Below are 23,243 nucleotides of genomic sequence, written 5' to 3'. Positions count from 1 at the left end.
ATGCAGGTGCCTTCGATCCTCACGCTGTTGGCTGTTCTTGATATGAGAGCATGAGACTACAGAGAGAAAAGGTTGATGCGCTGCGTTAGCAATTGAGCGGCTGTTTTTGTGTGGGAAACACAGGCAGCCATGATGATTGTGAAGAGGTATGGCTGCATAGAAAGCAGTTGCTCTCATTTATTGTCTACCCCGCCAGAAATGGAAAGAAGAGTCATGAAGCAGAAACTGAAGACACACAAAGCCATGGCAAAGCGGGTCCAGGTGACCGGCTCTGGCAAGTTCATGCGTCGTAAAGTGGCCATCAACCACCTGCGAACCAACAAGTCCTCCCATTTCACTCAATCGGCCGACAAGAAGTTCCAGCTCGCGACAGCCGATACACGTCGTCTGAAGCGCTTGCTGCCTTACGCCTTCTAGTTGTTAAGATTTGAAACGGAGGATTCTAAAGAACTATGCCAAGAGTAAAACGTGGCGTACCTGCCCACAAGAAACATAAAAAACTTTTACAATTTGCGGAAGGCCACCGTGGTACACGCAAGCGCTTATTCCGCCCGGCGCATGAATCAGTCATGCGTTCAATGGCTTACATGTATCGCGACCGCCGTAACCGCAAGCGCGATATGCGTAGCCTCTGGATTACGCGTATCAACGCCGCCGCGCGCATGCATGGAATTTCTTATAGCACTTTGATGCATGCTATTCATGTTGCCAACATCGACGTCGACCGCAAGATTCTTGCCGAGATGGCCGTCAATGACATGGACGCCTTTAGCGCTGTGGTGAAGGCCGCGCTCGCGGCTGTCGAAGCCGCCAAGTAAGGATTGCAGTAGTAGGTAGCGCAAAAGAATGCGCCGGAACCAGCGTGCTGGTTCCGGCGCATTCTTTTGCGCTACTACAGAGGGGAAAAACATGACATTGATTAGTAGTACAGCTAATCCGCGTGTGAGTAAGCTACAGCGTTTGCATACCACGCGTGGGCGCAAAAAAAGTGGCCAGTGTCTTTTAGAGGGGCCGCACCTCTTGCTGGCGCTGCTGGACGCGGGGATGGTTCCGCTGGAGGTATACTACCAGCCGGAGGTCATGCAGCGCCAGGCCGAGACCCGACTCTTACTTGAGCGGGTGAAAAACGCCGAATTGGGCGAGCAGCAGCTCTTTGAAGTCAGTGAGCGGGTAATGGAAGCCATTAGCGACGTGCAGACCTCTCAGGGAATTGTGTGTGTCATGGACCTGGCGGCCTTTGAGGCCGCGGCCGTGACCCGGCGACGTGCACCCGCATCGCGTCCCGCGCTCCTGATTCTGGACGACCTGGCTGACCCAGGTAATATGGGGACCATTATGCGTACCGCCCTGGCCGCTGATGTTGAGCGCGTGCTTCTGACACCCAACTGTGTCGATTGTTTTAACTCCAAGGTGATTCGTTCTGCTGCTGGTGCTCATCTCTTCTTGCCCGTTGAGAGCAATATCAACTGGGATGAGATTCAGGAGCGCGTGCGGGCACATTGCCAGGAGCGGGTATTGATGGCAGAGGCACACAGCCCCAATGTGTACTTCGACCTCGATCTCGTGGCGCCTTTTGCGCTCATCATCGGAAACGAGGCGCACGGTCCTTCGCAGTCCGCGCGCGCCCTGGCAACCATCCCCGTAGCTATCCCCCAGGCGGCTGGCATTGAGTCGCTCAACGCCGCAATGGCTGCGGGCATTCTGCTCTATGAGGCGGTACGCCAGCGCTCTGTGGCTCGCAGATAGTCCAAGCGAGCTTGGATCCTACAGCTGGTAGACGAAAAAGAGGGCACTGTCATTTGTGACAGCGCCCTCTTTTTCGCTTGTTGATTACCAGTTCGAATTTTGCGGATTCTGTGGATAGCCTCGGTTGCCATTGCTATTGTAGTCGCCACCGCTATTGTACGGCTGCCCGTTTTGCTGGGGAGCATTCAAGCGAGGTGGATTATTGCTGGTTGGTGGCAGCCCTGCATTCCACCCTCTGCTGTTGGTTTGAGCTTCGACTGGGAACTGGGGCGAGAACTGATCGAAACCGCCGTAGCCATTATCGAAGCCGCGATTATCTGAATTTGGTGAATAGGCTGGCATGGCGGTTGATGAGACAGTGCGGAACGTGCTTGTCATGGTGAGTCCAGGATTGTTCCCATCGTCGACCGAGATGCGAGCGTTGCTATTGGGAGTGAGATAGCCTTCATTTTCGCGTAGCTTAAACGCTTCCACTGAGGCGCGTAGCTGTTCGACCAGGCGTGCCAGGCGCCCCATGTTCTCAGAGGCGTCGCGTGTGCTTGCGTTGCTCTGATGTGTCGACTCCGAGACGGCATGCATCAGGTTTACGACGGAGCCAGTTGATGTGAGCTGTTCAATGGCAAGCTGGTTGATGCCATCAATTTCACGGGCCTGATTTTCAATGGCTGCGAAGATCGAACCCAGAGAGATACCGGCCTGCTGCGTCAACTGTGCTCCGCCAGCCGTCTCGCGCTGCGTATCTTGCATAGAGACTGCTACCGCGCCAATGTCTTCACGAATGCTACGTACTAGGCGGTTAATAAAACCTGCCTGCTCCTTTGAGCGTTCGGCCAGGCGGCGGATGTCGGCGGCAACGGCGCCAAAGCCCTTACCGTTCTCACCGGCCATGGCAGCCTGGATGGCGGCGTCGAGCGCGAGTCGATTTGTCTGGTGGGCGATGCTGGAGATAACTTCAGCAATTTCATTGATTTCGCGTGAGCGGTCACCCAGGTTCTGGACTTTACTCGCGGTGGTCTGTACGTTTTCGTTGATGCGTCCCATGCCTTCGATGGCTTGATACACCGAGTTACGACCGGCGCGGGCATCGGTACGCGCCTGATTCGCTACTTCCAGGAGTACTTGAGAACGGCTGGCGACCTGGCGGCTGGAGGATGCGAGTTGTTCGACCACGGCCTCGGCTTCACCGATCTGGCCGATCTGAATGTCGCCGGTCTCTACCAACTGCGTCATACGGTCGAGGGTAGAGTTAGCCGATTTTTCAACCTCGCCTGCCACCATCTTGACGCGTACGACCAGGCTGCCTAGCTCTTCAACCATATAGTTGAAGGAGTCGGCCAGCACACCCAGGGCATCCGCGGTGACCTCAGCCTGAACGCGCAGGTCACCTTCACCAACACCACTGACCTCACTCACCAGCTTTTCAACCTGTCCCTGTAGAACGTCGCGCTGCGATTGTGTCTCTTGAATCAGGCGAACGATGTTATCGAGCATGTTATTCATGGAGGTGGCGACGGTGTAGATCTCGTCGCGCCCATCGATATTAGCACGTGCGTTTGTCTCGCCGCGGGCGATACGCTTGGTCAGGTTAGCGAGGTCGCGCAGGGGATCAGTAATGGTGCGGTTGACGACGTAACCGATAACGATGATGATGGTGATGGTAAACAGGAAAGAGATAGTGGTCGCACTGATAAGGGTATTGTTCAGGGACGCGCCGGGATCGGCCACGATGTTGCTTATCTCGGTCGCGTAGACATCAACGAAGCCCCAGCGGTCGGAGAGCTCTTTATATTTGCTATCTAACGTTTGGAGATCGTTCAGGATAGCTGTTTTGTCGCCAGTTGGCATATCGTGGTTATCCAGCCTCTGTTCTGCCGCGTAGTATTGATGCCAGGTGGTGCTTGTTAGCAGGTCGAGGGTCTGTGTCTGAACACGTGGAATATTGGTGTCGGCTGAATCAGCGGTGACGGCGTCGAGAATACCCTTCATCTTAGGGGAACCTTCAAGCGAATACTTGTCCTTAAATTGGCTGAGATTTCGATCAATCTCACTGGCCTGAGCATCGAGGTTCTGGACAAAGTTCGTCAGGCGATCACCATTGGAGAGGTTAGACCGAATCAAGTCCGGCTGATCGCGCAAAAGGCGAATCTCCGACTTGATATACGCGCTATCCTCGATCATGTTTGTCGCGTAGCGTAGTTGGGCACTACGACCGTTGATCGTATTTGTGAAGACAAATCCAAGGATGATGATGATAAGGCCGGGAACGACTGCCGCCAAAAGAAAGGCGTAGAAGAGGCGGCGAAAGATTGGAATATTCGCAATAGACTTAAACATGGTATGCGTGTCCTCCGCAGGCGGCAGTGTGATGATTTTATGAATTGTGGGACTACAAGGCACATTGCTGGATGGTATGTTTTAGATTTGAAAGGACTACATTGGAGTGTAGCGTACTTTAAAGTGAAAAGAAATACTCTTCCAAAAGAATGGCCTTTTTTTCCTAGTCGCTGGTGTTTATGGCATGCTATACTGTGGCAAGGAAAAATACATGAAGTCGAAGGAGCCTTCACATGCATGCTAACTCTCTTGATCTCTGGCCATTTCGTAAAGTGTTGATCGTGAACCGCGGAGAGATAGCCCTGCGCATCATTCGTGCTTGTCGCGAACTGGGCTTGCGCAGTGTCGCTGTCTACAGTGACGCGGATCGCGATGCCTTGCACGTACGTATGGCTGACGAGGCGTATCATATAGGACCTGCCCAGGCGTCACAGAGCTATCTACATATCCCGACGCTGTTAGAGGTCGCGAAGCAATCAGGCGCCCAGGCGGTTCATCCCGGTTATGGCTTTCTGGCGGAGAACGCCGAGTTCGTGCGTGCCTGCCAGCAGGCGGGACTGATTTTTGTGGGTCCTCCCGTTGAGGCACAGCTTGCGATGGGTGAGAAGACCGCGGCTCGCCGCACTGCCCAGGCGGCGGGAGTCCCCATTGTTCCTGGAGCTATGGCGGATGTAGAGGATGACCAGGTGGCGCTGGAGATTGCCGAGGGCCTGGGATATCCTATTCTGCTGAAAGCCGCAGCGGGTGGCGGTGGCAAGGGTATTCGCTTAGTACGCGAGGCCAGGGATCTCTCATCCTCGTTACGGACGGCGCGCAGCGAGGCTCAGAGCGCCTTTGGCGATGGGCGCGTCTACCTTGAGAAGGCTATTACGCCCGCGCGCCATATCGAGGTGCAGTTTATCGCCGATACACATGGTAACGCGGTTCATCTGGGAGAGCGCGAGTGTAGTATTCAGCGCCGCCACCAGAAGCTGATTGAAGAGTGCCCCTCGCCTATTGTCGATGAAGAATTGCGTGAGCGTATGACCTCGGCGGCGCTAAATTTGATTCGCTCTATTGGCTATGTTAACGCTGGCACTGCGGAGTTCCTGGTTGGACCAGACGGTAATTTCTATTTCCTGGAGGTCAATGCGCGTATCCAGGTCGAGCATCCCGTCACAGAATGGTGCACGGGAGTTGACCTTGTCCAGGAGCAGTTCCGCGTGGCCGCGGGCCTGCCCCTCTCCTTTACCCAGGAGGATATCGTCTTGCGGGGGTCCGCGATTGAGTGTCGCATCTCGGCGGAAGACCCCGAGAACCGCTTCCTGCCTGCCACTGGAACTGTAAGCGCTTTGCAGGAGCCAGGCGGACCGGGTGTGCGGGTTGAGAGCAGCCTCTATGCGGGCTTGCAGGTGCCACTGTATTACGATCCTCTGCTCTCCAAGCTGGTTGTCTGGGGCAAGGATCGAGAGCAGGCCATCGCGCGTATGCGCCGCGCCCTGGCTGAATACCAGGTGGTGGGGGTGCGCACTACGTTGCCCTTCGCGCGCTGGCTGATGGAGCAACCGCGTTTTCTCGCAGGTGATATGTCGACAGACTTTATCGCCCAAGAGTGGGATGGGCATAAAGCGCAGATCCTTGAGGAGCAGGATGCTCAGGAAGAGCCATCGCTTGAGCAGGTCGCCGCGCTTGCCGCCAGCCTGCTAATGGACGCGAGTATCAAGGAAAAGCAGCTTCGGACGCAGCCTCAGGAAGATGGAACAGGCGAACATAGCCGCTGGCGCGAGCGAGGCTGGAGAGAAGCCGTCTGGCGTGTATAGGTGATATATTGGGTTGAAATCAATGATTTCAACCCAATATATTTTTTTACTCTTCGACGGGATGGGGCAGTTCAAAGGTGGGAGGCTCCTGGCCCTGGCGTGCGGCGGCGGCAGCCTTGAGGCGTTCGACGGCCTCATAGGGGACATAGCGACCACCCAGAGGGGTGGGATGGATGCCAGGCCCATGAAAATCTGAGCCTCCGGTTGGGATGAGGCCATAGATTTTCGCTAGCTGGAGCAGGGTTGTCTCCTGTTCTGTAGAGTAGTAGCCGTAGTATGTCTCCAGCCCCACGAGTCCTGCCTTGCAGAGATCTGGCAGCCATTCTTGCAGGCGGATGACTCCTGGATGATCATAGGGATGCGCCACGACGGGCAGGCCGTTGGCGCTGGCAATCAGGCGAACGGCGTCTATTGGGGCCAGCTTATAGCGCGGCACGTAGCCGACCTGGCCGTTGCCAATATATTTCTCGAAGGCCTCGGGGATGCTCTGGACATAGCCCGCTTCAAGCAGGGCCCGCGCGACGTGGGGGCGCCCGACCGATCCCTGGGCAATTTCGCGCACCCGCTCCCAGGTGATATGGATGCCAGCCTCATTCAACTGTTCAACCATGCGTTGCCCACGATGCTCACGCGCGTTGCGTAGGCTCTGCAAGATGTGCTGAAAGGCTGGCCGCTTGTACTCAAGGAAATATCCCAGGACATGAACCTCTCCCCCGCTGAAATCGGTGTTTAGCTCGATACCAGGCAGCAAATCAATGTCATACTGGCGCGCGGCCTCCAGTGCCTCGTCCAGGCCATTGGTGCTGTCGTGGTCGGTGAGGGCCATAACCTTGAGTCCGGCCTCGTGAGCATGGCTCAGAAGTTCCGTGGGAGAATAGATGCCATCAGATGCCGTGGAATGGGTGTGAAGATCGACAAGATTTTTCATGAGTGATCTTTGTACCTCTTCTATGCTTTAAGGAGGTATGGGTGTGGGACAGAAGGTGCGAGTACACCCTCTGTCCCACACCCATACCTCCGAATATTTCTTTAGCGGGCGTAGTCGACCGCACGCGTTTCGCGGACGACGCAGATTTTGATCTGGCCTGGATAATCAAGGCTCTCTTCAATTTTGTGAGCGATCTCGCTGGCGAGCTGGGAGGCGCTATACTCGTCCACCTCTTCGGGTTTCACGATAATGCGTACCTCGCGCCCGGCCTGAATGGCGAAGGATTTCTCAACTCCGGTAAATGAATTGGCGATATACTCAAGTGCCTCCAGGCGTTTGATGTAGAGATCAACCGTCTCGCGGCGCGCGCCAGGGCGAGCCGCCGAGATGGCATCCGCGGCCTGCACGATAGCGGCTTCGAGGGTCTGAGGCTCGGTCTCGCTGGCGTGGTGGGCAACTATGGCATGCACGATACGTGGCGACTTGCCGAAGCGCCGCGCGACTTCGCCACTGATGATGGCGTGTGGCCCCTCGACCTCCTGGTCAATGGCCTTGCCCATGTCATGCAGTAGGGCCGCGGCCTTACACACATTGACGTCGGCGCCCAGTTCATGCGCGATGGTTGCAGCCAGAATCGAGACCTCGACCGAGTGGGCCAGCACGTTCTGCCCATAGCTCGTGCGGAAGTGCAGGCGCCCCAAAATCTTGAGCAGTTCTGGTTGCAGGCCATGAACATTGGCTTCCAGCGCGGCATTCTCGCCCGCTTCGCGGATGATGATATCTACCTCCTGGCGAGCCTTGGCCACGACATCTTCAATGCGCGCCGGGTGAATGCGTCCATCAATGATGAGTTTGGTCAGGGCGAGGCGGGCGACTTCACGCCTGACGGGATCAAATCCCGAAAGAATGACTGCCTCGGGGGTATCATCAATGATCAGGTCAACCCCAGTGGCGGCCTCCAGGGCGCGGATATTGCGGCCCTCACGTCCGATGATACGCCCTTTCATCTCATCATTAGGAAGCGGCACAACGGAGACAACGGCTTCTGCTACCTGGTCAGAGGCACAGCGCTGGATCGCCAGGGTGATGATCTCGCGTGCGCGGGACTCGGCCTCCTCACGCGCTTGCTCTTCGATCAGACGCGTACGCTGAGCGGCCTGGACACGTACCTGAGCCTCGATGCGCGCGAGGAGCAGTTGCTGAGCCTCCTCCTCTGTCATCTGTGCCAGGCGTTCAAGCTCAAGCAGGTGTTGGTGCTTGAGCTCCTCAATCTTGTCGCGGGCCTGTTCCAGGTCGCGCTCCTTTGTATTGAGTTTACGCTCGCGTAGCTCCAGGTTGTCCAGCTTGCGCTCCAGGTTCTCTTCTTTAGTCAGAATACGGCGCTCCTGGCGTTGCAGCTCAGAGCGGCGCTCCGCATTCTCTTTCTCTATGGTCGCGCGAAAACGTGCGGTCTCCTCGCGTGCTTCCCGCAACGCCTCCCGCTGTTCAGTTTGGACTTCCAATAATTTCCGTTCGCTGGTCTCGCGCAGTTCGCGTAGGTTCTCCTCGTAGCGTCCTTTACTTTTTGTTAGCCCATATTGATAACCAAAGTATAGGGCTATGAGTACGCCAATGATGAGGGCCAACAATGCTACTAAGGCGAGCAAAATTATTTGTGTTGACACGACGGCCTACCTCCCGGTCGTGGTAAACAGGCCATTATAGGCTTGGAATAGCAATATAAGTGTTCCATTCCCTTTGTAATTCATGCTTGGACTGTCTGTCAGCTTCCCTTCATAACAGTTCTCAGCACCTGCGGTGCTTCGCTCGGGGTTATGGGTGTGGTGGTGGGCTGGCAGAGCCAGCCCACCACCACACCCATAACCCCGAGCCATGAAGTGGCGAGGTGTCTTAAACGTGTTCACTCATATGAAAAGAAACATAACGCTATGCAATATGGAATGGTGTAGCGCTTAATATGATGTTCTTCAATGATGGGCTTTCAAGGCATTCTGCAAACGGATGGAACGTACAACCGAATTATACATTAAAAAAAGATAACAAGGGTATTCTGTATATGTCCTCGCGAGAGGAGAGTGCGCAAAAAGCGCAAATGCATCCTACTCTATTTTTGCCTGCTTGCGCGGGAAAGCGTCATCAAACCATACGACTAAGCGTGCGGCTATGCACACGCTCACGCCATATCAGAAGGTATATTATGCGCCTAGCATACTATATAAGAGTGGGAAGGCTACGTCAAGGCTGAAAAATGGGGGATATGGCGGAGAGCAAGGGGGGAGCGGGCAAGCAAGCAGAATATCTGGCTGATTTTGTAGGTAACCAAATATCCTGCCAATGCGTGGTGATTGTATTATACTGTCCAATGTCCAGTCATAAATTGCAGGGTCAGGAAGGTGAGGAAAGGGAGCGAGAGCAGCAGATAGGCTTGATGGAATTTAGGTGAGCGCTCTCCCAGGCGGGCAAGGACGATAAAGGCCATAAAGAGTTCCAGCACAAAGCGCTGTGTGGAAGGCATTGGATCGTAGCCCTGTCCAGGAGCGCCAGGAACGCCTGGCCAGAGGATGGCGTAGAGCAGGGCGCAGCCCCAGAAGACCAGCAGCGGCCATTGATCGCGTGGGAGGCGATCTCGTCCAAAGATCGCCAGGAGGAAGAGGACCAGGAAGGCTATAAACGTACCCAGGTCAATCAAGATATGTGGTGTAGAGAAGCTCAAGGGACTATGTACGACAAGCTGTTGCAGGGATTGGTAGATTGCCATTCCAGGAATGACCGCACCCGTACGCCAGTCTACCTGGGCATGGGAGAAGGCCAGAGGATCACCCAGGCGTACATACAGACCAAGCATGTAAACAATAAGCCCCAGTGGAATGAGGAGCGCGGGCAGCAGGTGCGGAATGTGTTTCAGTAGAGCCACCGGACGCACTGGACGCAGATTGGAGCGCAACTCTGGCCAGTGCTGACGCACATACTCACAGAAGAAGATAACAAAGAGTAGGACCGCGATAGAGCGGCTCATGGCAGCCAGGAAGCCGAAGACGCCCGCGAACCACCAGGCTCCCCGGCGCAGGGCATAAAAGCAGCCGAGCATCAAAAAGATAAAAAGCGATTCGTTATAGCCAGCGAAAAAGAAGAACGCCGTGGGGAAGATGGCCTGGTAGAAGACGGTACGCTGCGCAAGCTCTCTACCAAACTCCATCTCCACAAAGCGGTAGAGCATAACCATCATGCCGAGCGTGGCTACATTTGAGACCAGCATGCTGGCGACAAGCATGCTATGGGTCGGAATGATCTTACTGGTAAAGGCCACAAGAGCGGGATAGAGCGGAAAGAAGGCTGCGTTCTGCATCTTGGTGTAGCCATTGGTGGTGATGGTGATAAAGCGGATGGTGTCCCAGCGATACCAGGTATGAAGTATAGTATTAAAAGAGAGGTGATCGTACGAATAGTTCGGGATATTGAAGAGGACGCCCCCAAAATAGGTGAGTAGTAGAAAAATCAGGCGTGTGATAATGTATAAGAAGAGAATGTTACGCGTCGCCTGCCACCAGGGAGAGAGAAATTCGCTCCATGCCTGGTGGGGGCTACGCGTGACTGGGGCTGAGCTATGGGTCGTGATAGCTGAAGGCGTATGCTGTATGCTCATTATGTAGAATACCTGCTTTCACAGCTAAAAATTGTATGCGTTCAGTGTAGTGGCGGAACTATGTAGCGATCCAGCAATGGAGTATCCGTAAAGTTCCACGCGAGAAAAATTTTGTTGACGTATGTAACGTGGTTAGTATAGCGGAAAATAATTGTAGCTGTCACCGTCCTAACCCTTTATTCCGAAAACCAACCCCTCTTCGGGGGTAGGCGTCACTTTCGTGACTAGCGCTTCCCCCATTCGGGGACCACCTGAAGGTGGCATGGCAAGCGCGCTCAGGTTTTCGGAGAAGAAGTAACCTGAATATCGCAATGAGGTGCAAAGTTCTATGAATGTTCAGAGCTCAAAAAAGGCGGTACCACGCTCGGTACTGCGTCCAACACATGTCGTGACCTGTTTCCTCCAAAAGGGTGAGGAAGAGCATACTCGCTTATTGCTGGTGAGAAGAAGTCAGCAGGTGGGGAGCTATCATGGTCGCTGGGCTGGTATCAGTGGATTTGTCGAGGTAGGGGTCCCACCTGAGCAGCAGGCATATACCGAGATTCGTGAAGAGACGGGGCTCGCACGTGAGCAGGTGCATATGTTGCGGCGCGGTGGGATTGTCGAACATGTCGACCAGGATTTGGGGCGTCACTTCTATGTGCATCCTTTCCTCTTTGCCGTCAACGAGGACGAAAGTATTACGACGGACTGGGAGGCGACAGATATGCGCTGGGTCGATCCAGATACCATGCGTAATTTTGAGACCGTACCCAAACTGCGTGAGGCCTATGAGGCGGCTTTGCGTGGCGAAGAGGTCCAGGCTGAATAAACGAAACGCTCCTTTTGTTTGCTTCTCTGGATGAGCAGAAACGTATTTGCGCTGGAGCCGTGCGTGGCGCCACGCTGCCAAAGCACGCGTTTACATATCATGGTCCGTCCGCGCTATATGTAGACGCGTGCTTCAGCAGCGTCGGCCATTCTGTGTTGTTTAGAGGCGCTCAATAATGGTTGCGATGCCCTGGCCAACGCCGATACACATGGTCGCGAGGCCATAGCGTCCGCCACGGCGCTCTAACTCGTGGAGCAGGGTAACGACCAGGCGGGCGCCGCTACAGCCTAGTGGATGGCCGAGGGCGATGGCTCCGCCATTGACGTTGAGCCTCTCCTGATCGATCTCCAGCTCGTGGCTGCATTGTAGCACCTGGCAGGCAAAGGCCTCGTTCAGCTCGACCAGGTCGATGTCCTGCATGGTTAGCCCTGCGCGTTGCAGGGCTTTGCGGGTCGCGGGAATGGGTCCCAGGCCCATATAGGCCGGGTCGACGCCAGCGACGGCTGTCGCCACGATGCGCGCCCGTGGACGCAGATCCAGTTCCCTGGCGCGGGAGGCGGAGATCACGACCAGGGCCGCGGCCCCATCATTGATGCCAGCCGAGTTCCCGGCGGTCACGCTGCCTCCCTGGCGGAAGACTGGCTTCAGGCGCGCCAGTTTCTCCAGCGAGGTATCGGGGCGCGGATGCTCGTCCTGGGAGACGCTGAGCTCTTCACCCTTCTTTTGTGGAATCGCGACCGCGATGATCTCCTGGGCGAACTTTCCTGACTGCTGAGCGGCGACGGCGCGCTGGTGACTGCGCAGGGCGTAGGCATCCTGCGCCTCGCGGCTGATCTGGTAGCGCTCGGCAACGTTCTCGGCAGTCTCGCCCATGCTGTAGGGGTGATACAGCTCGGACAGTTTGGGGTTGACAAAGCGCCAGCCGAGCGTTGTATCCTCAAGCTTCTGCGCGCGACCGAAGGCGTTGTCGCTCTTGCCCATGACGAAGGGGGCGCGCGTCATGCTCTCCACTCCGCCAGCGATAAAGGTATCGCCAGCCCCGGTTTGAATGGCCTGGGCCGCGCTATTTAGCGCCTGGAGTCCCGAGCCACAGAGGCGGTTTACCGTCTGACCAGCCACTGTGATGGGGATGCCCGCCAGGAGCAGCGACATGCGAGCAACGTTGCGGTTATCCTCGCCAGCCTGATTCGCGCAGCCAAAGACCACATCTTCCACGCTGGCTGGATCAACCTGCGCTCGCCTGAGCGCCTCCTGAATGACCAGGGCGCCCAGATCATCTGGGCGTACATCTTTGAGGACACCACCATAGCGCCCGATGGGCGTACGAACCGCCGAGAGAATAACCGCATCTTCCATGTGTTATCTCCTTATACGAAAACCAACGCCGCTCACGCGGCTAGCGCTCACGTGCTCAGGTTTTCGAGAGGCACTACCTGCCTTTGAACTCGGCCTGGCGCTTGTCAATAAAGGCGTGCATACCCTCGCGCATATCCTCAGTCGCGAAGAGCAAGAAGAAATTTTTGCGCTCGATCTCCAGTCCATCTTCCAGCGGCGTCTCAAAGGCGGAGAGCACCGACTCCTTTGCCAGGCGTGCGGCAACAGGAGCCTGCTGGGCCACCTTCTTCGCCAGCTCAAGAGCGGCTTTCAGGTGTTCACCCTTGGGCACGATGCGGTTGACCAGGCCCAGGTCGGCCAGTTCTTGCGCAGGAATCTGCGCGCCTGTCAGCACCATCTCCATGGCGCGGTACTTGCCGAGAGTACGCGCCAGGCGCTGTGTGCCGCCCGCACCGGGGATAACGCCAATGAGGATCTCAGGTTGGCCAAAGCGCGCGTTCTCCGAGGCGATGATCATATCGCAGAGCATCGCTAGCTCACAGCCGCCGCCCAGGGCGTAGCCACCAACGGCTGCGATGAGCGGTGTATGCACACGCTTGATACGCTGCCAGCCATCAAAGCTGCTCAGCATCATATCGATGGGCGACTTGTCGGACATCTCCTTGATATCGGCGCCCGCAGCGAAGGCCTTCTCGCCCGAGCCCGTAATGACGATACAGCGAATCGCCTCGTCGCGATCAAACTCCTCCAACGCGTCAGCCAATTCATTTACGAGCTGGAAATTGAGCGCATTCAATTCTTTGGGACGGTTCAGGGTCACGATCCCGACGCGCTCGTCACGTTCAATGAGGATATACTGATATTCTGTCATAACTCTCCTTAGATGCTTGGTTAGGGAACGAGAGGCGGGGGACGCTGTATGGCCCTCATATGCCCCTCAAAAAGGATCTATGTGCCAGAAATATTCTGCTTGTAGTATATCATCCATGAGGGACTCGACGCTGCTACAGCACGCGGCTCTAACGGGTCCAGATGCCCTGGGGATCGCATTCGCGGATGATGCGTAGTTCCTCGGGGCTGGGTGGTGGCGTCTCGCGGCAGTCGGGCGCGAGGCGTAGCGGCCAGCCGGTCTGTTCCTGCACTTCCTCGATAGAGGTGCCTGGATGGTAGGATTGCAGCAGGGCCTCGCCGTTATCTGGATTGAAGGCGAAGAGCCCCAGGGTGGTGATGAGCGCGGTGGGACCTCCACGGGGCAGTCCGACCCGGCGTCGCCAGGCGCTGCCCGCGGGACCTTCTGCATCGGGATAGCCATAGCCGGGGCTGGTCACAAAATCGACGCGCTCGCGCAGGCGATGGCGTTCATGGGGCATAATGATCGCCAGGCGGTGAGCGAGCGAGGCGATATCGGCTCCGCCCCCGCTGCCGGGGAGGCGCACGCGTGGCTGCTGCCAGTCGCCAATGAGCGAGGTGTTGAGGTTCCCATAGCGGTCGATCTCCGCGCCGCCAATGAAGCCAAGCTGAACGTCGCCTGCCGCCAGCGAACCCAGGACATTGACCATATCCGTCGTCCAGAGCGCACCAGTAATGTTGGGGGCGTCGCCCATGGTGTAGAGCAGTTCGGGCGCGGGCGTATCGCGCACGATACCACACTCGAAGAGGCCAATGCAGTTGGGGGCATTAGTGCGTTTTGCCAGGGCAAAGGCCAATAGGGGGAGGCGCATCCCGACGAAGACCAGTTCATGATCGCGGATCTGGCGTGCCGCACATACGACCATCAGTTCGCGCTCGCTATATTCGCTTGCCATATGGATTGCCTTTCTATGTGGAGCGCTGTAGGGGCAGAGCTTGCTCGGCCTCCGAGCGCAGCGATCTACCAGCGCCTGGGTGTCGGCCTGCGGGCCGGGCGAGTCCATGCCAGCATGGACCCTACAAGGTATTTAATAACCATAGTCGACAGGAGAGGCGTAGCGATGCTCTCTGATCTTCAGGGTGCGCATGCGGTCTTCGCCCAGGTGTGCGAGATAAGTAGCACGATTGGGAACGTTCAGGACCCATTCCTCCAACCATTGCTGAAAGCCCTCCTGGGTGCGGGTGCGTTGGTGATACTCGTGATAGAAGGCGTGATCGCGATTGTAGCAGCCCTGGACCGAGGAGGGATGCGCTCCCCAGGGTTCATGCACCACGGCGCGGACCTTGTAGGATGGACCAAGCACGCGGTTGGGATCGCTCAAAATAGTCTCGTGTGAGACAAGGTCATCGGCGACAATAATCACATCGCGTGCGGCCAGAAAGGCGCTTTCACAGATACCGAGATTTCCCCAGGCGTGGGCATTGCCCTCCTCGTCGCTGCGTTGCACATGCACGACTGTCACATCTGGTTGGAGCGCAGGCACAAGCAGGACAGGGGTCTCATCCAGGGGCGAGCGTTCAACGCGCAGGCGTGGGTTCTGGCGGGGAATGTCGCTTCCCAGCAGGGTGCGCGTGGGTATGTAGGGTGAGCCGACACTGGCGGCCAGGAGGGCTAGAGCGATGGTATGGTTGCTATATTCTTCAACATGGATGGAATGGGGAATCTGTTTCTCTACGGCGTGGCGATAGCAGTGGCCCAGGCCCTCGCTCACATTACCGACCCAGGCGGCCAGGATCGCGCTGACGCAGCCCGCGCCGATTAACTGGTCAAAGAGGATATCGGAGATAGGGCCAATGAGCGCCAGGTTCTGGCGACGCTGGCGAATGATCTCGTGTCCAACGGCGAAGGGAATGAGGGGTTCGAGGGCCAGGCCGAGGGCTACTGAGGCTCCATCAGGAATGTAGCGCGCTACAGCTTCGGCCATTGAGAGATGTTTGCTCATACGCTTGTTCTCCATCGAAGCTAATGCAGGGAGACACGATAGGGCACCATTGCCACTACCGCAAGTATTCAAGCACACGCTCTTATCCTACCACATTACGCTTTGTATGAAATATTGTGCTCAATTTTTACACTTACATAATTCTTGTCCTAAAAATGGGTGTAGAAAGCGTCATAAAGAGTGAGAGAGGAAAATTGGATGGCCCAGCTTTACCGTTTTTAAGCACGGCAGAAAGAATAGATGAGTGTGTGGATGGAGGAGGCGGAGAAATGGTGCAAATGTCCCATGTGCCTGGGGGAATGGGACGGTATAGTTGTACCTGTAGCGATGTGTTGGTCATCGAAAGTATGTGCGAGGAGAAACAGCAATGAAGAACCAGCAGCCAAAGAATGTCCTGTCCGCTCTCGGCCTGTCGTCGTTTGTGTTTGGTATGTTGATTGCGGCTGTGGCACTGGGCGCGAATATGCTCCGCCCAACAGTGCATGTGGGAAATACGAGCCTGGACCTGGCACAGGTGGTCGTGTTGGTTCTGGGTGTGGTGCTGGTTCTGGCGGGGGGAGCGCTGACCTTCCTCAAGGGGAAAGTGGTGAGGCTGATGCGCTGGAATGAGGATGTGCAGGTCGCTGAGCAGGCGTAGGACGAGCTTATGAAACGCCCTGGAAAGCGTCATTCATAGATAAACGTTACTGGTAGATAAAAGAGGACAACTTGGAACGAGAGCCGTTCCGGGTTGTCCTCTCTGGCTATGCCGCGTCTATTCCCACTCGAGTGTTGAGGCGGCCTGGTACTCGGTGACGCGGGTCTCGAAGAAATTCTTCTCTTTGCTCAGGTCCATGGTCTCGCTCATCCAGGGGAAGGGGTGAGACGAATGGAAGATGGGCGCGAGGCCGATGCGCTCAAGGCGGCGGTCGGCGACGTGTTGAACGTAGCTGCGGAAGGACTCGGCGTTCAGGCCGAGGATGCCATTGGGCAAGCAGTCATAGGCATAGGCGATCTCCAGCTCCACGGCACGCTTGATCAGGTCATAGATATGCGCCTGGAATTCGGTGGTCCACAGTTCGGGATTCTCAGCCTTGATGCCATTGATCAGGTCGATGCCGAAGTTGAGGTGGATAGTCTCGTCGCGCAGAATGTACTGGAACTGCTCGCCCACGCCAGTCATAAGGTTGCGGCGATGGAACGAGAGCATCATCACGAAGCCACTGTAGAAGAAGATACCCTCCATGATGATATAGTAGCCGATCAAGTTTTGCAGGAACTTCTGCATGCCCTCAAAGGTCTCGGTCGAGAAGTCGGGATCGAGCACCGCTGAAGTCAGCTGCATCTCAAACTCGTCCTTCTCCTTGATCGAGGGGATTTCGTGGTACATATTGAAGACTTCGTGCTCGCTCAGACCCAGGCTCTCCACGATGTAGAGGAAGGTGTGCGTGTGGATCGCCTCCTCGAAGGCCTGGCGTAACAGATACTGGCGGCACTCGGCGTTCGTAATGTGTTTGAAGATCGCGAGCACGAGATTATTGCCAACCAGGCTCTCGGCGGTGGCGAAGAAGCCCAGGTTGCGCATGATGACGAGGCGCTCGCCGGCGGTCAGCTTATTGGAGCGCCAGGTCTCGATATCCTTGGTCATGGGAACTTCGGTGGGCATCCAGTGATTGGCGCAGCCGTTGAGATAGTGCTCCCAGGCCCAGCGATACTTGAGGGGCATGAGCTGGTTGACATCAACGTGCCAGCCATTGATCAGGCGTTTCTTCTGAGCCTGCTGCTCGCTGGCGGGGGGGGTATTAGCGGTGCTGGTAGTATTGGTAGGTGTGATAGGGGTATCGTCAAAGGATATGCTCATGTTCTCTATGAAGCTCCTTGCGTATGAAGTATGAAATTTGAGATGAATGTGAGAGGCTGGTAGAAGAGAGATCTTCTACCAGCATGCGTGAGTGTTACTGGCAGGCTTCGCAGTCATCGCCGAGATTGCAGACCGCACCCTCGCCGCTCAGTTCCAGGGGAATAGGAGTGGGCTTAGGCTGCTGGGCCTGATTCTCGCGCTCGACCTGGATATTGCTCGATGGGCTGCTGTTCTTCATCCAGCGAGGCTGAATGCCGAAGCGGTTAATATCGACGGTCGACTTCTCAACCTGGGTCGCGGCCAGGGTACGCAGGTAGTACGTGGTCTTGAGGCCACTGTTCCAGGCTAGCTGGTATACATCACTGAGCTTCTTGCCGCTGGGATTGTAGAGGTAGAGGTCAATCGACTGTCCCATGTCGATCCACTTCTGGCGGCGGCTGGCGCACGCGATGAGCCAGCGTGGCTCGATATCAAAGGCGGTCAGGTAGCGCTGGCGAATCTCCTCCGGCAGGAAGGTCATCTCTTGTAGGGAGCCGTCATAGTACTTGAGGGCTTCCAGCGTATTGCGATCCCAGATCTCCAGGCGCTTGAGATCGTCAACCAGGAAGGAATTGATGATCGTGAACTCGCCCGAGAGGTTGCTCTTGACGTAGAGGTTCTTGTAGCTAGGCTCAATCGACTGGCTGACGCCAACGATGGAAGAGATGGTCGCGGTCGGAGCAATCGCCATGACATTGCTATTGCGCATACCATTCTGCTTTACAGCCGTGCGCACTTTATCCCAATCCAGGGTCATGCTGCGGTCCATGTCGATCTTCTGACCGCGTTCCTCCTCCAGGATAGCAATGCTATCGATAGGCAGGATGCCGCGATCCCACTTCGAACCCTGGTAGCTGCCATAGGTGCCATGCTCGGTGGCCAGCTCGCTTGAGGCCAGGATGGCGTAGTAGGAGATGGCCTCCATGCTGCGGTCGGCGAACTCGATGGCGGCCTCGCTGGCATAGCTCACGCCCAGTTTGTAGAGCGCGTCCTGGAAGGCCATCAGGCCCAGGCCAACGGGGCGGTGACGCAGATTGGCATTGCGCGCCTCATCGGTTGGATAGTAATTAATATCGATCACGTTATCGAGCATGCGAACCGCGGTGCGTACGGTCTTCTGCAAGCGCTCGTGATTGAGCTTGCCATCGATGATGTGTGCTGCCAGGTTGATCGAACCCAGGTTACACACGGCGGTCTCGTCGTTCGAGGTGTTGAGCAGAATTTCGGTGCAGAGGTTGCTGCTATGCACGACGCCAGCGTGATCCTGGGGCGAGCGTACATTCGAAGGATCCTTAAACGTGATCCAGGGGTGACCGGTCTCGAAGAGGCGGGTCAACATCTTGCGCCAGAGATCGAGGGCCGAGACGCGGCGGTAGTGCGTGATCTGGCCTGCCTCAACCATGCGCTCGTACTCCTCGTAGCGCTGCTCGAAGGCCTTGCCATAGAGGTCGTGCAGATCGGAGACCACGTCCGGGCTAAAGAGCGTCCACTGCTCGTTGCGCTCAACGCGCTTCATGAAGAGATCGGAGATCCAGCACGCGGTATGCATATCATGTGTGCGGCGGCGATCATCGCCCGTGTTCTTGCGCAGGTCGAGGAACTCTTCGATGTCCAGGTGCCAGTTCTCAATGTAGGCACAGACCGCGCCTTTGCGCTTGCCGCCCTGGTTGACGGCCACCGCGGTATCATTGACGACCTTGAGGAAGGGGATGATACCCTGGCTGATGCCATTGGTGCCCTTGATGTGCGCGCCCAGAGCGCGAACACGCGTCCAGTCGTTGCCCAGGCCACCAGCCCACTTGGAGAGCAGGGCGTTATCCTGGATGCACTTGAAGATATGGAACAGGTCATCGTCTACCGTGGTCAGGTAGCAGGATGAGAGCTGTGGATGGGTCGTACCAGCGTTAAAGAGGGTTGGCGTCGCTGAGGTGAAGTAGAACTGGGAGAGCAGTTCGTAGAACTCGATGGCGCGAGCCTCTTTATGCTCTTCGTTAAAGGCCAGGCCCATCGCGACGCGCATCCAGAGTAGCTGTGGCAGCTCGAAGCGGCGATTGTTGTCCTGGAGGAAGTAGCGATCATACAGGATCTGCAAACCCTGGTAAGCGAAGAGTTGGTCGCGCTCAGGATGGATGGCCGAGGCCAGTTCAATCAGGTCATACTCTTGAAAGCGTGGGTCGAGATAGCCCTTGCTCACACCAAATTCAACATAGTCTGAGAGATAGTTTTTATAGATACTGGCCGCGTCATTGAGTCCAACACGTGTAGCCTGAGTCGTAGAGAGGGCCTCATTGTAGAGGCTGATCAACAGGAGGCGGGCAGCGACAAAAGTGTAGGCTGGCTCGAACTCGATATTCGTACGGGTCGCCATAATCAGTGCCTGCCACAGCTCCGCATCAGAGATACCAGCATACGTGGTAGCGTTTACAGATTGGAATAATTGATCAACATTGACCTCGGGTCCAAAGCCCTGACAAACTTCTTCGAGAATACGTAGTACTGCCTGAGAGTCGGAGGGACTGGTCGCCCCGGTAGAGGTGCTACCCTGCTCGGAATTGCTTGCCGTATTTAATTCAAATGTATCTGATACTTGAGACATGGACTAATACCTCTTATAAAATACAATCAAAAAAGCCTGTCCACAGCCGGATCAGGCTTGAGAAAGAGGAACGACATACAGAACAGTCAGACGCGTGTGTTCTGACTGCTAGCAATGCCTCGCAAAAGGCAGAAAGCTCTGATATACGTTCTCAGTCTCACCAGTTAAAACGCCAGGGTGAAAGTGTTTTCACTTGTATGAAAAGGTAATTTGTTCCCAATTGGTTATATCTGTGCCAGCCAACCCGTGATAACCGTTTTTCTTATATACAGGATTCTTATCGCTTTTATTGGCTAGCTCGCGGCGTGTTGGGTTCTGTGTCTTTTAATTCCGCGTGGTATTACACTACCATAAGGCTTGGGAGAAGTCAAGACCGTATGGGACCGAATTCTCAACATGTTGTGTCGAGGTACACGCTCAGAAACAACATATAGTGGTTTTCTCGCCAGGGAATGTCCCATGCTCTAAGCTTAGCCATACAAATCTTCTACCGGAAGGGCTATAAGCGCTTTTCTGGCTGTTCCTGGCCCTAAAAAGACCGCGATACCGAAGGCCACAATAGAATGTCTTATCACCTACACGCAGCCAGGACAAGCCAGGGTTCAGAGCCTGGAGCATGAGGAGGCGAAGGTACTACGCTCTCCAGCAAAGAGGTACTACCACATCATGGATGAACAGGCATGCTTTTGAACCAGGGTGCGATTCAGCCTGTGGCATTACTGTTGCTGGTAATAAATGCAGGGGTGATCTTTAGCCAGGGCTAAGGGGCCTATTATAGCGTTGCCTGGGCATTGGCGGTGGCGGGTATGATAGAGACAGGGGCATGGCCGTGTACACCATATGTCGAAGGGACAAAGCGGTGATCTCTGAGCGTCTCGTGCGCTTTATCATGCAGCTACAGAATGAGAAAAAACCAGCTGAAAGGCGCCAGTTACTGCTAGACGAAATTCGCCAGTGTAGCGGGGTGCACCTGGCTGCCTTATTTCTCTATGTACCTGGCGCACATGCTTTTGTACTGCGTGGGTATAGTGGCGCGTACCCGCCAGGAGCGCCACATCTCATTTCAGGTGGTGGGGGACTAAGCATGGCCCAGGCCCAGCAGGGATGGCTCCTGCTCCCCGCCCAGGAAAGCAGGCAGTACCTGAACTCACAGGAACTGGCATGGATTGAAAGAAGCGCGTCTGTTTTTCTGCATAGTTTACGCTCAAGTAAGCGTAGTGAGGCGGAAGGGGTTATATTGCTGGCCCCCAGAGATACAGGTCCACAAGGCCGGGAAGGGATGGAGGCACTAGACGTCTATGTCTCGTTGCTACCGGCTTATCTCTCGCTCGCACAGGAGGAGGAGAGTGTGATGCAGGAAACCCAGACAAACCCACGCACAGTGCCCGCTGAGAACGCCCTGGCGAGGTCTATTGATGCGGGGGGGCACCAGGACACTCCCACTCTCGCGACCGGTCTCAGCAAGCTCTACGAGGTAATGCTGATAGGTGAGTACAAGGTCGAGGATGATGCCTTGTATTCGTTGCTGGTGGAGCAGATGAGCGATCTCATTGGCGCCGAGCAAGCCTGGCTCTTTCTCTACCAGGCGGAGCAGCAGCGTTTCTCCCTGGCGGGAAAACAGGAAGCGGGTGATGCTGAGGAGCTATTGCGACGTCTACCTGAGCCAGGAATACTGGAAGAACTGGCTGAGCGCGAGCCAGGAGAGACGATGACCACACTTCATATCGAAGATGGCGTTCTACTGATCCTGCCGCTGAGCCATGAGCCAGGGCTGGCCGGGGTCGCTCTCTTCAGGCTCTCTCACTCTATGCCCCCTTTCGAGACCCGGCTTGTACTGTCATACATGGCGCGAGTCGCGATATTGCTCTTGCGTGACCGCGAGGCGCATGCGACCATTCAGCGCGAGAGTATGCTGGAAGAGCGTAACCGCCTCGCGCGCGATATTCATGATGGCCCCGCGCAGCAATTGACGTTGGCTCTGCTCAAACTAGAGTATGTACAGAGGCGTCTATTGAAGTCTCCGGAGCCCGCTGAGAGCGCGTTCTGGCACACCCTATCCGAGGATTTGGACCGCGTAGGCGCGGTCTTGCGCGAGTGCGTGGAGGATCTACGGCACACCATCACCTCCGAGCTACCCATGCAGCTAGAGCAGCAGAGCTTTATGTTCACACTTCGCCTGGAACTTACTGAGCGCGAGCGGGAGGTTCTACGCCTGATGAGCGAGGGCCTGACAAATCGCGCAATTGCTAGCCGTCTACTGATTAGCATTGAGACAGTCAAAACGCATATTCACCACATCATGCAGAAGCTTCAGGCCAGGGATCGCACCCAGGCGGTCGCGCTTGCCATGAAATATGGGTTGATTTAGTAGGTGTGTGGGGACGATGCTTGACAGCCGCAGGCTGTCAAGCATCGTCCCCACACACCTACTAAATCAGGATTGCTCGCGCAAGGCTCGGGGCGCCATCTCTTCATCTGTTAGCAGCCCCTGACGCAGGGCAAAAATAGCGACCTGGGTGCGGTCGCGCAAGTGAAGCTTCTGGAAAATAATTGAGAGATAGTTTTTCACTGTCTTCTCTGAGTAGGAGAGCCGTTCGGCGATCTCCTTGTTGCTCAAGCCCGCGGCAACATAGCGGATAATCTCCAGCTCTTTCTCCGTGAGCAGGTCCGTGCCCTGGTTACTGCTGGTAGTATCGGCCAGGCGGCGGAACTCGCCTACGATGGCACGCGTCATCTCTGGTTGGATGGAAAGCCCCTCGTTATAGACGGTACGAATGGTTTCAGCTACCTCGTGCGCAGAGGCCGACTTAAGGATGTAGCCGCGAGCACCATTCTTCATGGCCTGGAGCATTTGCTGGCTCTGGCGATACATGGTGAGCATAATGACGCCCACTGTTGGAAACTCCTGGACAACCTGGCGCGTCAAGGTGACGCCATCAACTATAGGCATCAGGATGTCCATAAGCACGATATCAGGCTGAAGCTGGCGAATCTTTTGCAGGGCCTCAAGGCCATCTCCAGCCTCACCCACTACCTGGATATCCTCTTCCAGCCCTAGCAGGTGATGCACTCCCTCGCGGAAGAGAGCATGATCATCCACCAGCAAGACCGTAATAGTGCTTGCTCCTCTCTGCTCATGTCTCTCCCCCTCACCCCCTCCCTGCTTTGGGAGATAGGGACTATCGATATGATCTTCTGGGGATTCATAGGGTAATGGCAAGGGCCGCTCAGTCATGGCTATGGTATACTTCCTAGCGTCTATCTATTTCGACACATACATTACATGCAAAGTGTCCTTTGGCGGGCTGGTTTGTGGGCTG

Annotated in this window: 18 protein-coding genes; 7 read left to right on the top strand and 11 right to left on the bottom strand. The window is 55.9% G+C overall.

Annotation, left to right across the window (positions count from 1 at the left end):
• Positions 1-213 precede the first annotated feature (213 nt).
• From rpmI to KRAC_RS15605, 3 genes are all read left to right on the top strand, one after another.
• Entirely contained in the window at positions 214-417 is a 204-nt protein-coding gene (rpmI, locus tag KRAC_RS15615) for a 50S ribosomal protein L35 (protein WP_007908521.1), read from the top strand.
• Between the two features lie 35 nt (positions 418-452).
• A complete protein-coding gene (gene rplT, locus KRAC_RS15610; RefSeq protein WP_007908520.1) occupies positions 453-818 on the top strand; it encodes a 50S ribosomal protein L20 in 366 nt (121 codons plus the stop codon).
• 91 nt (positions 819-909) lie between these two features.
• Entirely contained in the window at positions 910-1,746 is an 837-nt protein-coding gene (locus KRAC_RS15605; RefSeq protein ID WP_007908519.1) for a TrmH family RNA methyltransferase, read from the top strand.
• Positions 1,747-1,830: 84 nt separating this feature from the next.
• On the opposite strand, the gene KRAC_RS15600 is transcribed toward KRAC_RS15605, so the two are convergent.
• Positions 1,831-4,080 carry a methyl-accepting chemotaxis protein gene (locus tag KRAC_RS15600; RefSeq protein WP_007908518.1) on the bottom strand — a complete coding sequence of 750 codons (2,250 nt, stop codon included), beginning with the start codon at positions 4,078-4,080 and terminating at the stop codon, positions 1,831-1,833.
• A 233-nt stretch (positions 4,081-4,313) separates the two neighbouring features.
• Here KRAC_RS15600 and accC point away from each other — a divergent pair, with 233 nt between their 5' ends.
• Positions 4,314-5,879 (top strand): acetyl-CoA carboxylase biotin carboxylase subunit, encoded by a 1,566-nt coding sequence (gene accC / locus KRAC_RS15595; protein WP_007908517.1) that lies wholly within the window; start codon positions 4,314-4,316, stop codon positions 5,877-5,879.
• A 46-nt stretch (positions 5,880-5,925) separates the two neighbouring features.
• Here accC and KRAC_RS15590 read toward each other — a convergent pair whose 3' ends face one another.
• The 3 genes from KRAC_RS15590 to KRAC_RS15580 all read right to left on the bottom strand — a co-directional run bounded on the left by KRAC_RS15590 (position 5,926) and on the right by KRAC_RS15580 (position 10,450).
• A complete protein-coding gene (locus tag KRAC_RS15590) occupies positions 5,926-6,807 on the bottom strand; it encodes a PHP domain-containing protein (protein ID WP_007908516.1) in 882 nt (293 codons plus the stop codon).
• A 101-nt stretch (positions 6,808-6,908) separates the two neighbouring features.
• The gene (gene rny, locus KRAC_RS15585) at positions 6,909-8,471 is read right to left on the bottom strand and encodes a ribonuclease Y (RefSeq protein ID WP_007908515.1); all 1,563 of its coding nucleotides are present in this window, start codon (positions 8,469-8,471) and stop codon (positions 6,909-6,911) included.
• Between the two features lie 686 nt (positions 8,472-9,157).
• Positions 9,158-10,450 carry a mannosyltransferase family protein gene (locus KRAC_RS15580; RefSeq protein WP_007908514.1) on the bottom strand — a complete coding sequence of 431 codons (1,293 nt, stop codon included), beginning with the start codon at positions 10,448-10,450 and terminating at the stop codon, positions 9,158-9,160.
• A gap of 328 nt (positions 10,451-10,778) precedes the next feature.
• Between KRAC_RS15580 and KRAC_RS15575 the strand changes: the two genes are divergently transcribed.
• Complete coding sequence (locus tag KRAC_RS15575; RefSeq protein WP_007908513.1) at positions 10,779-11,261, top strand: NUDIX domain-containing protein; 483 nt, start codon at positions 10,779-10,781, stop codon at positions 11,259-11,261.
• A 159-nt stretch (positions 11,262-11,420) separates the two neighbouring features.
• Here the strand turns inward: KRAC_RS15575 and pcaF are convergent, their stop codons facing one another.
• The 4 genes from pcaF to KRAC_RS15555 all read right to left on the bottom strand — a co-directional run bounded on the left by pcaF (position 11,421) and on the right by KRAC_RS15555 (position 15,448).
• A complete protein-coding gene (gene pcaF / locus KRAC_RS15570; protein WP_007908511.1) occupies positions 11,421-12,617 on the bottom strand; it encodes a 3-oxoadipyl-CoA thiolase in 1,197 nt (398 codons plus the stop codon).
• Between the two features lie 73 nt (positions 12,618-12,690).
• The gene (locus KRAC_RS15565; protein ID WP_007908509.1) at positions 12,691-13,467 is read right to left on the bottom strand and encodes an enoyl-CoA hydratase-related protein; all 777 of its coding nucleotides are present in this window, start codon (positions 13,465-13,467) and stop codon (positions 12,691-12,693) included.
• A 148-nt stretch (positions 13,468-13,615) separates the two neighbouring features.
• Positions 13,616-14,401: a CoA-transferase subunit beta gene (locus KRAC_RS15560; protein WP_040442574.1), complete on the bottom strand. Its 786-nt coding sequence runs from the start codon at positions 14,399-14,401 to the stop codon at positions 13,616-13,618.
• A 132-nt stretch (positions 14,402-14,533) separates the two neighbouring features.
• Entirely contained in the window at positions 14,534-15,448 is a 915-nt protein-coding gene (locus KRAC_RS15555; RefSeq protein ID WP_007908506.1) for a CoA transferase subunit A, read from the bottom strand.
• Between the two features lie 367 nt (positions 15,449-15,815).
• On the opposite strand from KRAC_RS15555, the gene KRAC_RS15550 reads away from it, so the two are divergent.
• Entirely contained in the window at positions 15,816-16,085 is a 270-nt protein-coding gene (locus tag KRAC_RS15550) for a hypothetical protein (RefSeq protein ID WP_007908504.1), read from the top strand.
• Positions 16,086-16,202: 117 nt separating this feature from the next.
• Here KRAC_RS15550 and KRAC_RS15545 read toward each other — a convergent pair whose 3' ends face one another.
• Both KRAC_RS15545 and KRAC_RS15540 read right to left on the bottom strand, forming a co-directional pair.
• A complete protein-coding gene (locus KRAC_RS15545; protein WP_007908502.1) occupies positions 16,203-17,288 on the bottom strand; it encodes a ribonucleotide-diphosphate reductase subunit beta in 1,086 nt (361 codons plus the stop codon).
• Positions 17,289-17,382: 94 nt separating this feature from the next.
• Positions 17,383-19,923 carry a ribonucleoside-diphosphate reductase subunit alpha gene (locus KRAC_RS15540; protein WP_007908500.1) on the bottom strand — a complete coding sequence of 847 codons (2,541 nt, stop codon included), beginning with the start codon at positions 19,921-19,923 and terminating at the stop codon, positions 17,383-17,385.
• An 823-nt stretch (positions 19,924-20,746) separates the two neighbouring features.
• On the opposite strand from KRAC_RS15540, the gene KRAC_RS61650 reads away from it, so the two are divergent.
• Entirely contained in the window at positions 20,747-22,291 is a 1,545-nt protein-coding gene (locus tag KRAC_RS61650) for a helix-turn-helix transcriptional regulator (RefSeq protein WP_007908498.1), read from the top strand.
• A gap of 66 nt (positions 22,292-22,357) precedes the next feature.
• Here the strand turns inward: KRAC_RS61650 and KRAC_RS15530 are convergent, their stop codons facing one another.
• Complete coding sequence (locus tag KRAC_RS15530; RefSeq protein WP_007908496.1) at positions 22,358-23,158, bottom strand: response regulator transcription factor; 801 nt, start codon at positions 23,156-23,158, stop codon at positions 22,358-22,360.
• Between the last annotated feature and the right edge of the window lie 85 nt (positions 23,159-23,243).

Source organism: Ktedonobacter racemifer DSM 44963 (genome assembly GCF_000178855.1).
Taxonomy (GTDB): Bacteria; Chloroflexota; Ktedonobacteria; order Ktedonobacterales; family Ktedonobacteraceae; genus Ktedonobacter; species Ktedonobacter racemifer.
This window is presented reverse-complemented; position numbering and strand designations above follow the sequence as displayed.

Bases quoted from the DNA above. Each gene is read 5' to 3' on its own strand.
- rplT (WP_007908520.1), top strand. From the start codon at position 453: ATGCCAAGAGTAAAACGTGGCGTACCTGCCCACAAGAAACATAAAAAA.
- rpmI (WP_007908521.1), top strand. From the start codon at position 214: ATGAAGCAGAAACTGAAGACACACAAAGCCATGGCAAAGCGGGTCCAG.
- KRAC_RS15540 (WP_007908500.1), bottom strand. From the start codon at position 19,923: ATGTCTCAAGTATCAGATACATTTGAATTAAATACGGCAAGCAATTCC.
- KRAC_RS15600 (WP_007908518.1), bottom strand. From the start codon at position 4,080: ATGTTTAAGTCTATTGCGAATATTCCAATCTTTCGCCGCCTCTTCTAC.
- KRAC_RS15550 (WP_007908504.1), top strand. From the start codon at position 15,816: ATGAAGAACCAGCAGCCAAAGAATGTCCTGTCCGCTCTCGGCCTGTCG.
- KRAC_RS15560 (WP_040442574.1), bottom strand. From the start codon at position 14,401: ATGGCAAGCGAATATAGCGAGCGCGAACTGATGGTCGTATGTGCGGCA.
- KRAC_RS15555 (WP_007908506.1), bottom strand. From the start codon at position 15,448: ATGAGCAAACATCTCTCAATGGCCGAAGCTGTAGCGCGCTACATTCCT.
- KRAC_RS15565 (WP_007908509.1), bottom strand. From the start codon at position 13,467: ATGACAGAATATCAGTATATCCTCATTGAACGTGACGAGCGCGTCGGG.
- KRAC_RS61650 (WP_007908498.1), top strand. From the start codon at position 20,747: ATGGCCGTGTACACCATATGTCGAAGGGACAAAGCGGTGATCTCTGAG.
- pcaF (WP_007908511.1), bottom strand. From the start codon at position 12,617: ATGGAAGATGCGGTTATTCTCTCGGCGGTTCGTACGCCCATCGGGCGC.
- KRAC_RS15530 (WP_007908496.1), bottom strand. From the start codon at position 23,158: ATGACTGAGCGGCCCTTGCCATTACCCTATGAATCCCCAGAAGATCAT.
- accC (WP_007908517.1), top strand. From the start codon at position 4,314: ATGCATGCTAACTCTCTTGATCTCTGGCCATTTCGTAAAGTGTTGATC.
- KRAC_RS15590 (WP_007908516.1), bottom strand. From the start codon at position 6,807: ATGAAAAATCTTGTCGATCTTCACACCCATTCCACGGCATCTGATGGC.
- KRAC_RS15545 (WP_007908502.1), bottom strand. From the start codon at position 17,288: ATGAGCATATCCTTTGACGATACCCCTATCACACCTACCAATACTACC.
- KRAC_RS15575 (WP_007908513.1), top strand. From the start codon at position 10,779: ATGAATGTTCAGAGCTCAAAAAAGGCGGTACCACGCTCGGTACTGCGT.
- KRAC_RS15580 (WP_007908514.1), bottom strand. From the start codon at position 10,450: ATGAGCATACAGCATACGCCTTCAGCTATCACGACCCATAGCTCAGCC.
- KRAC_RS15605 (WP_007908519.1), top strand. From the start codon at position 910: ATGACATTGATTAGTAGTACAGCTAATCCGCGTGTGAGTAAGCTACAG.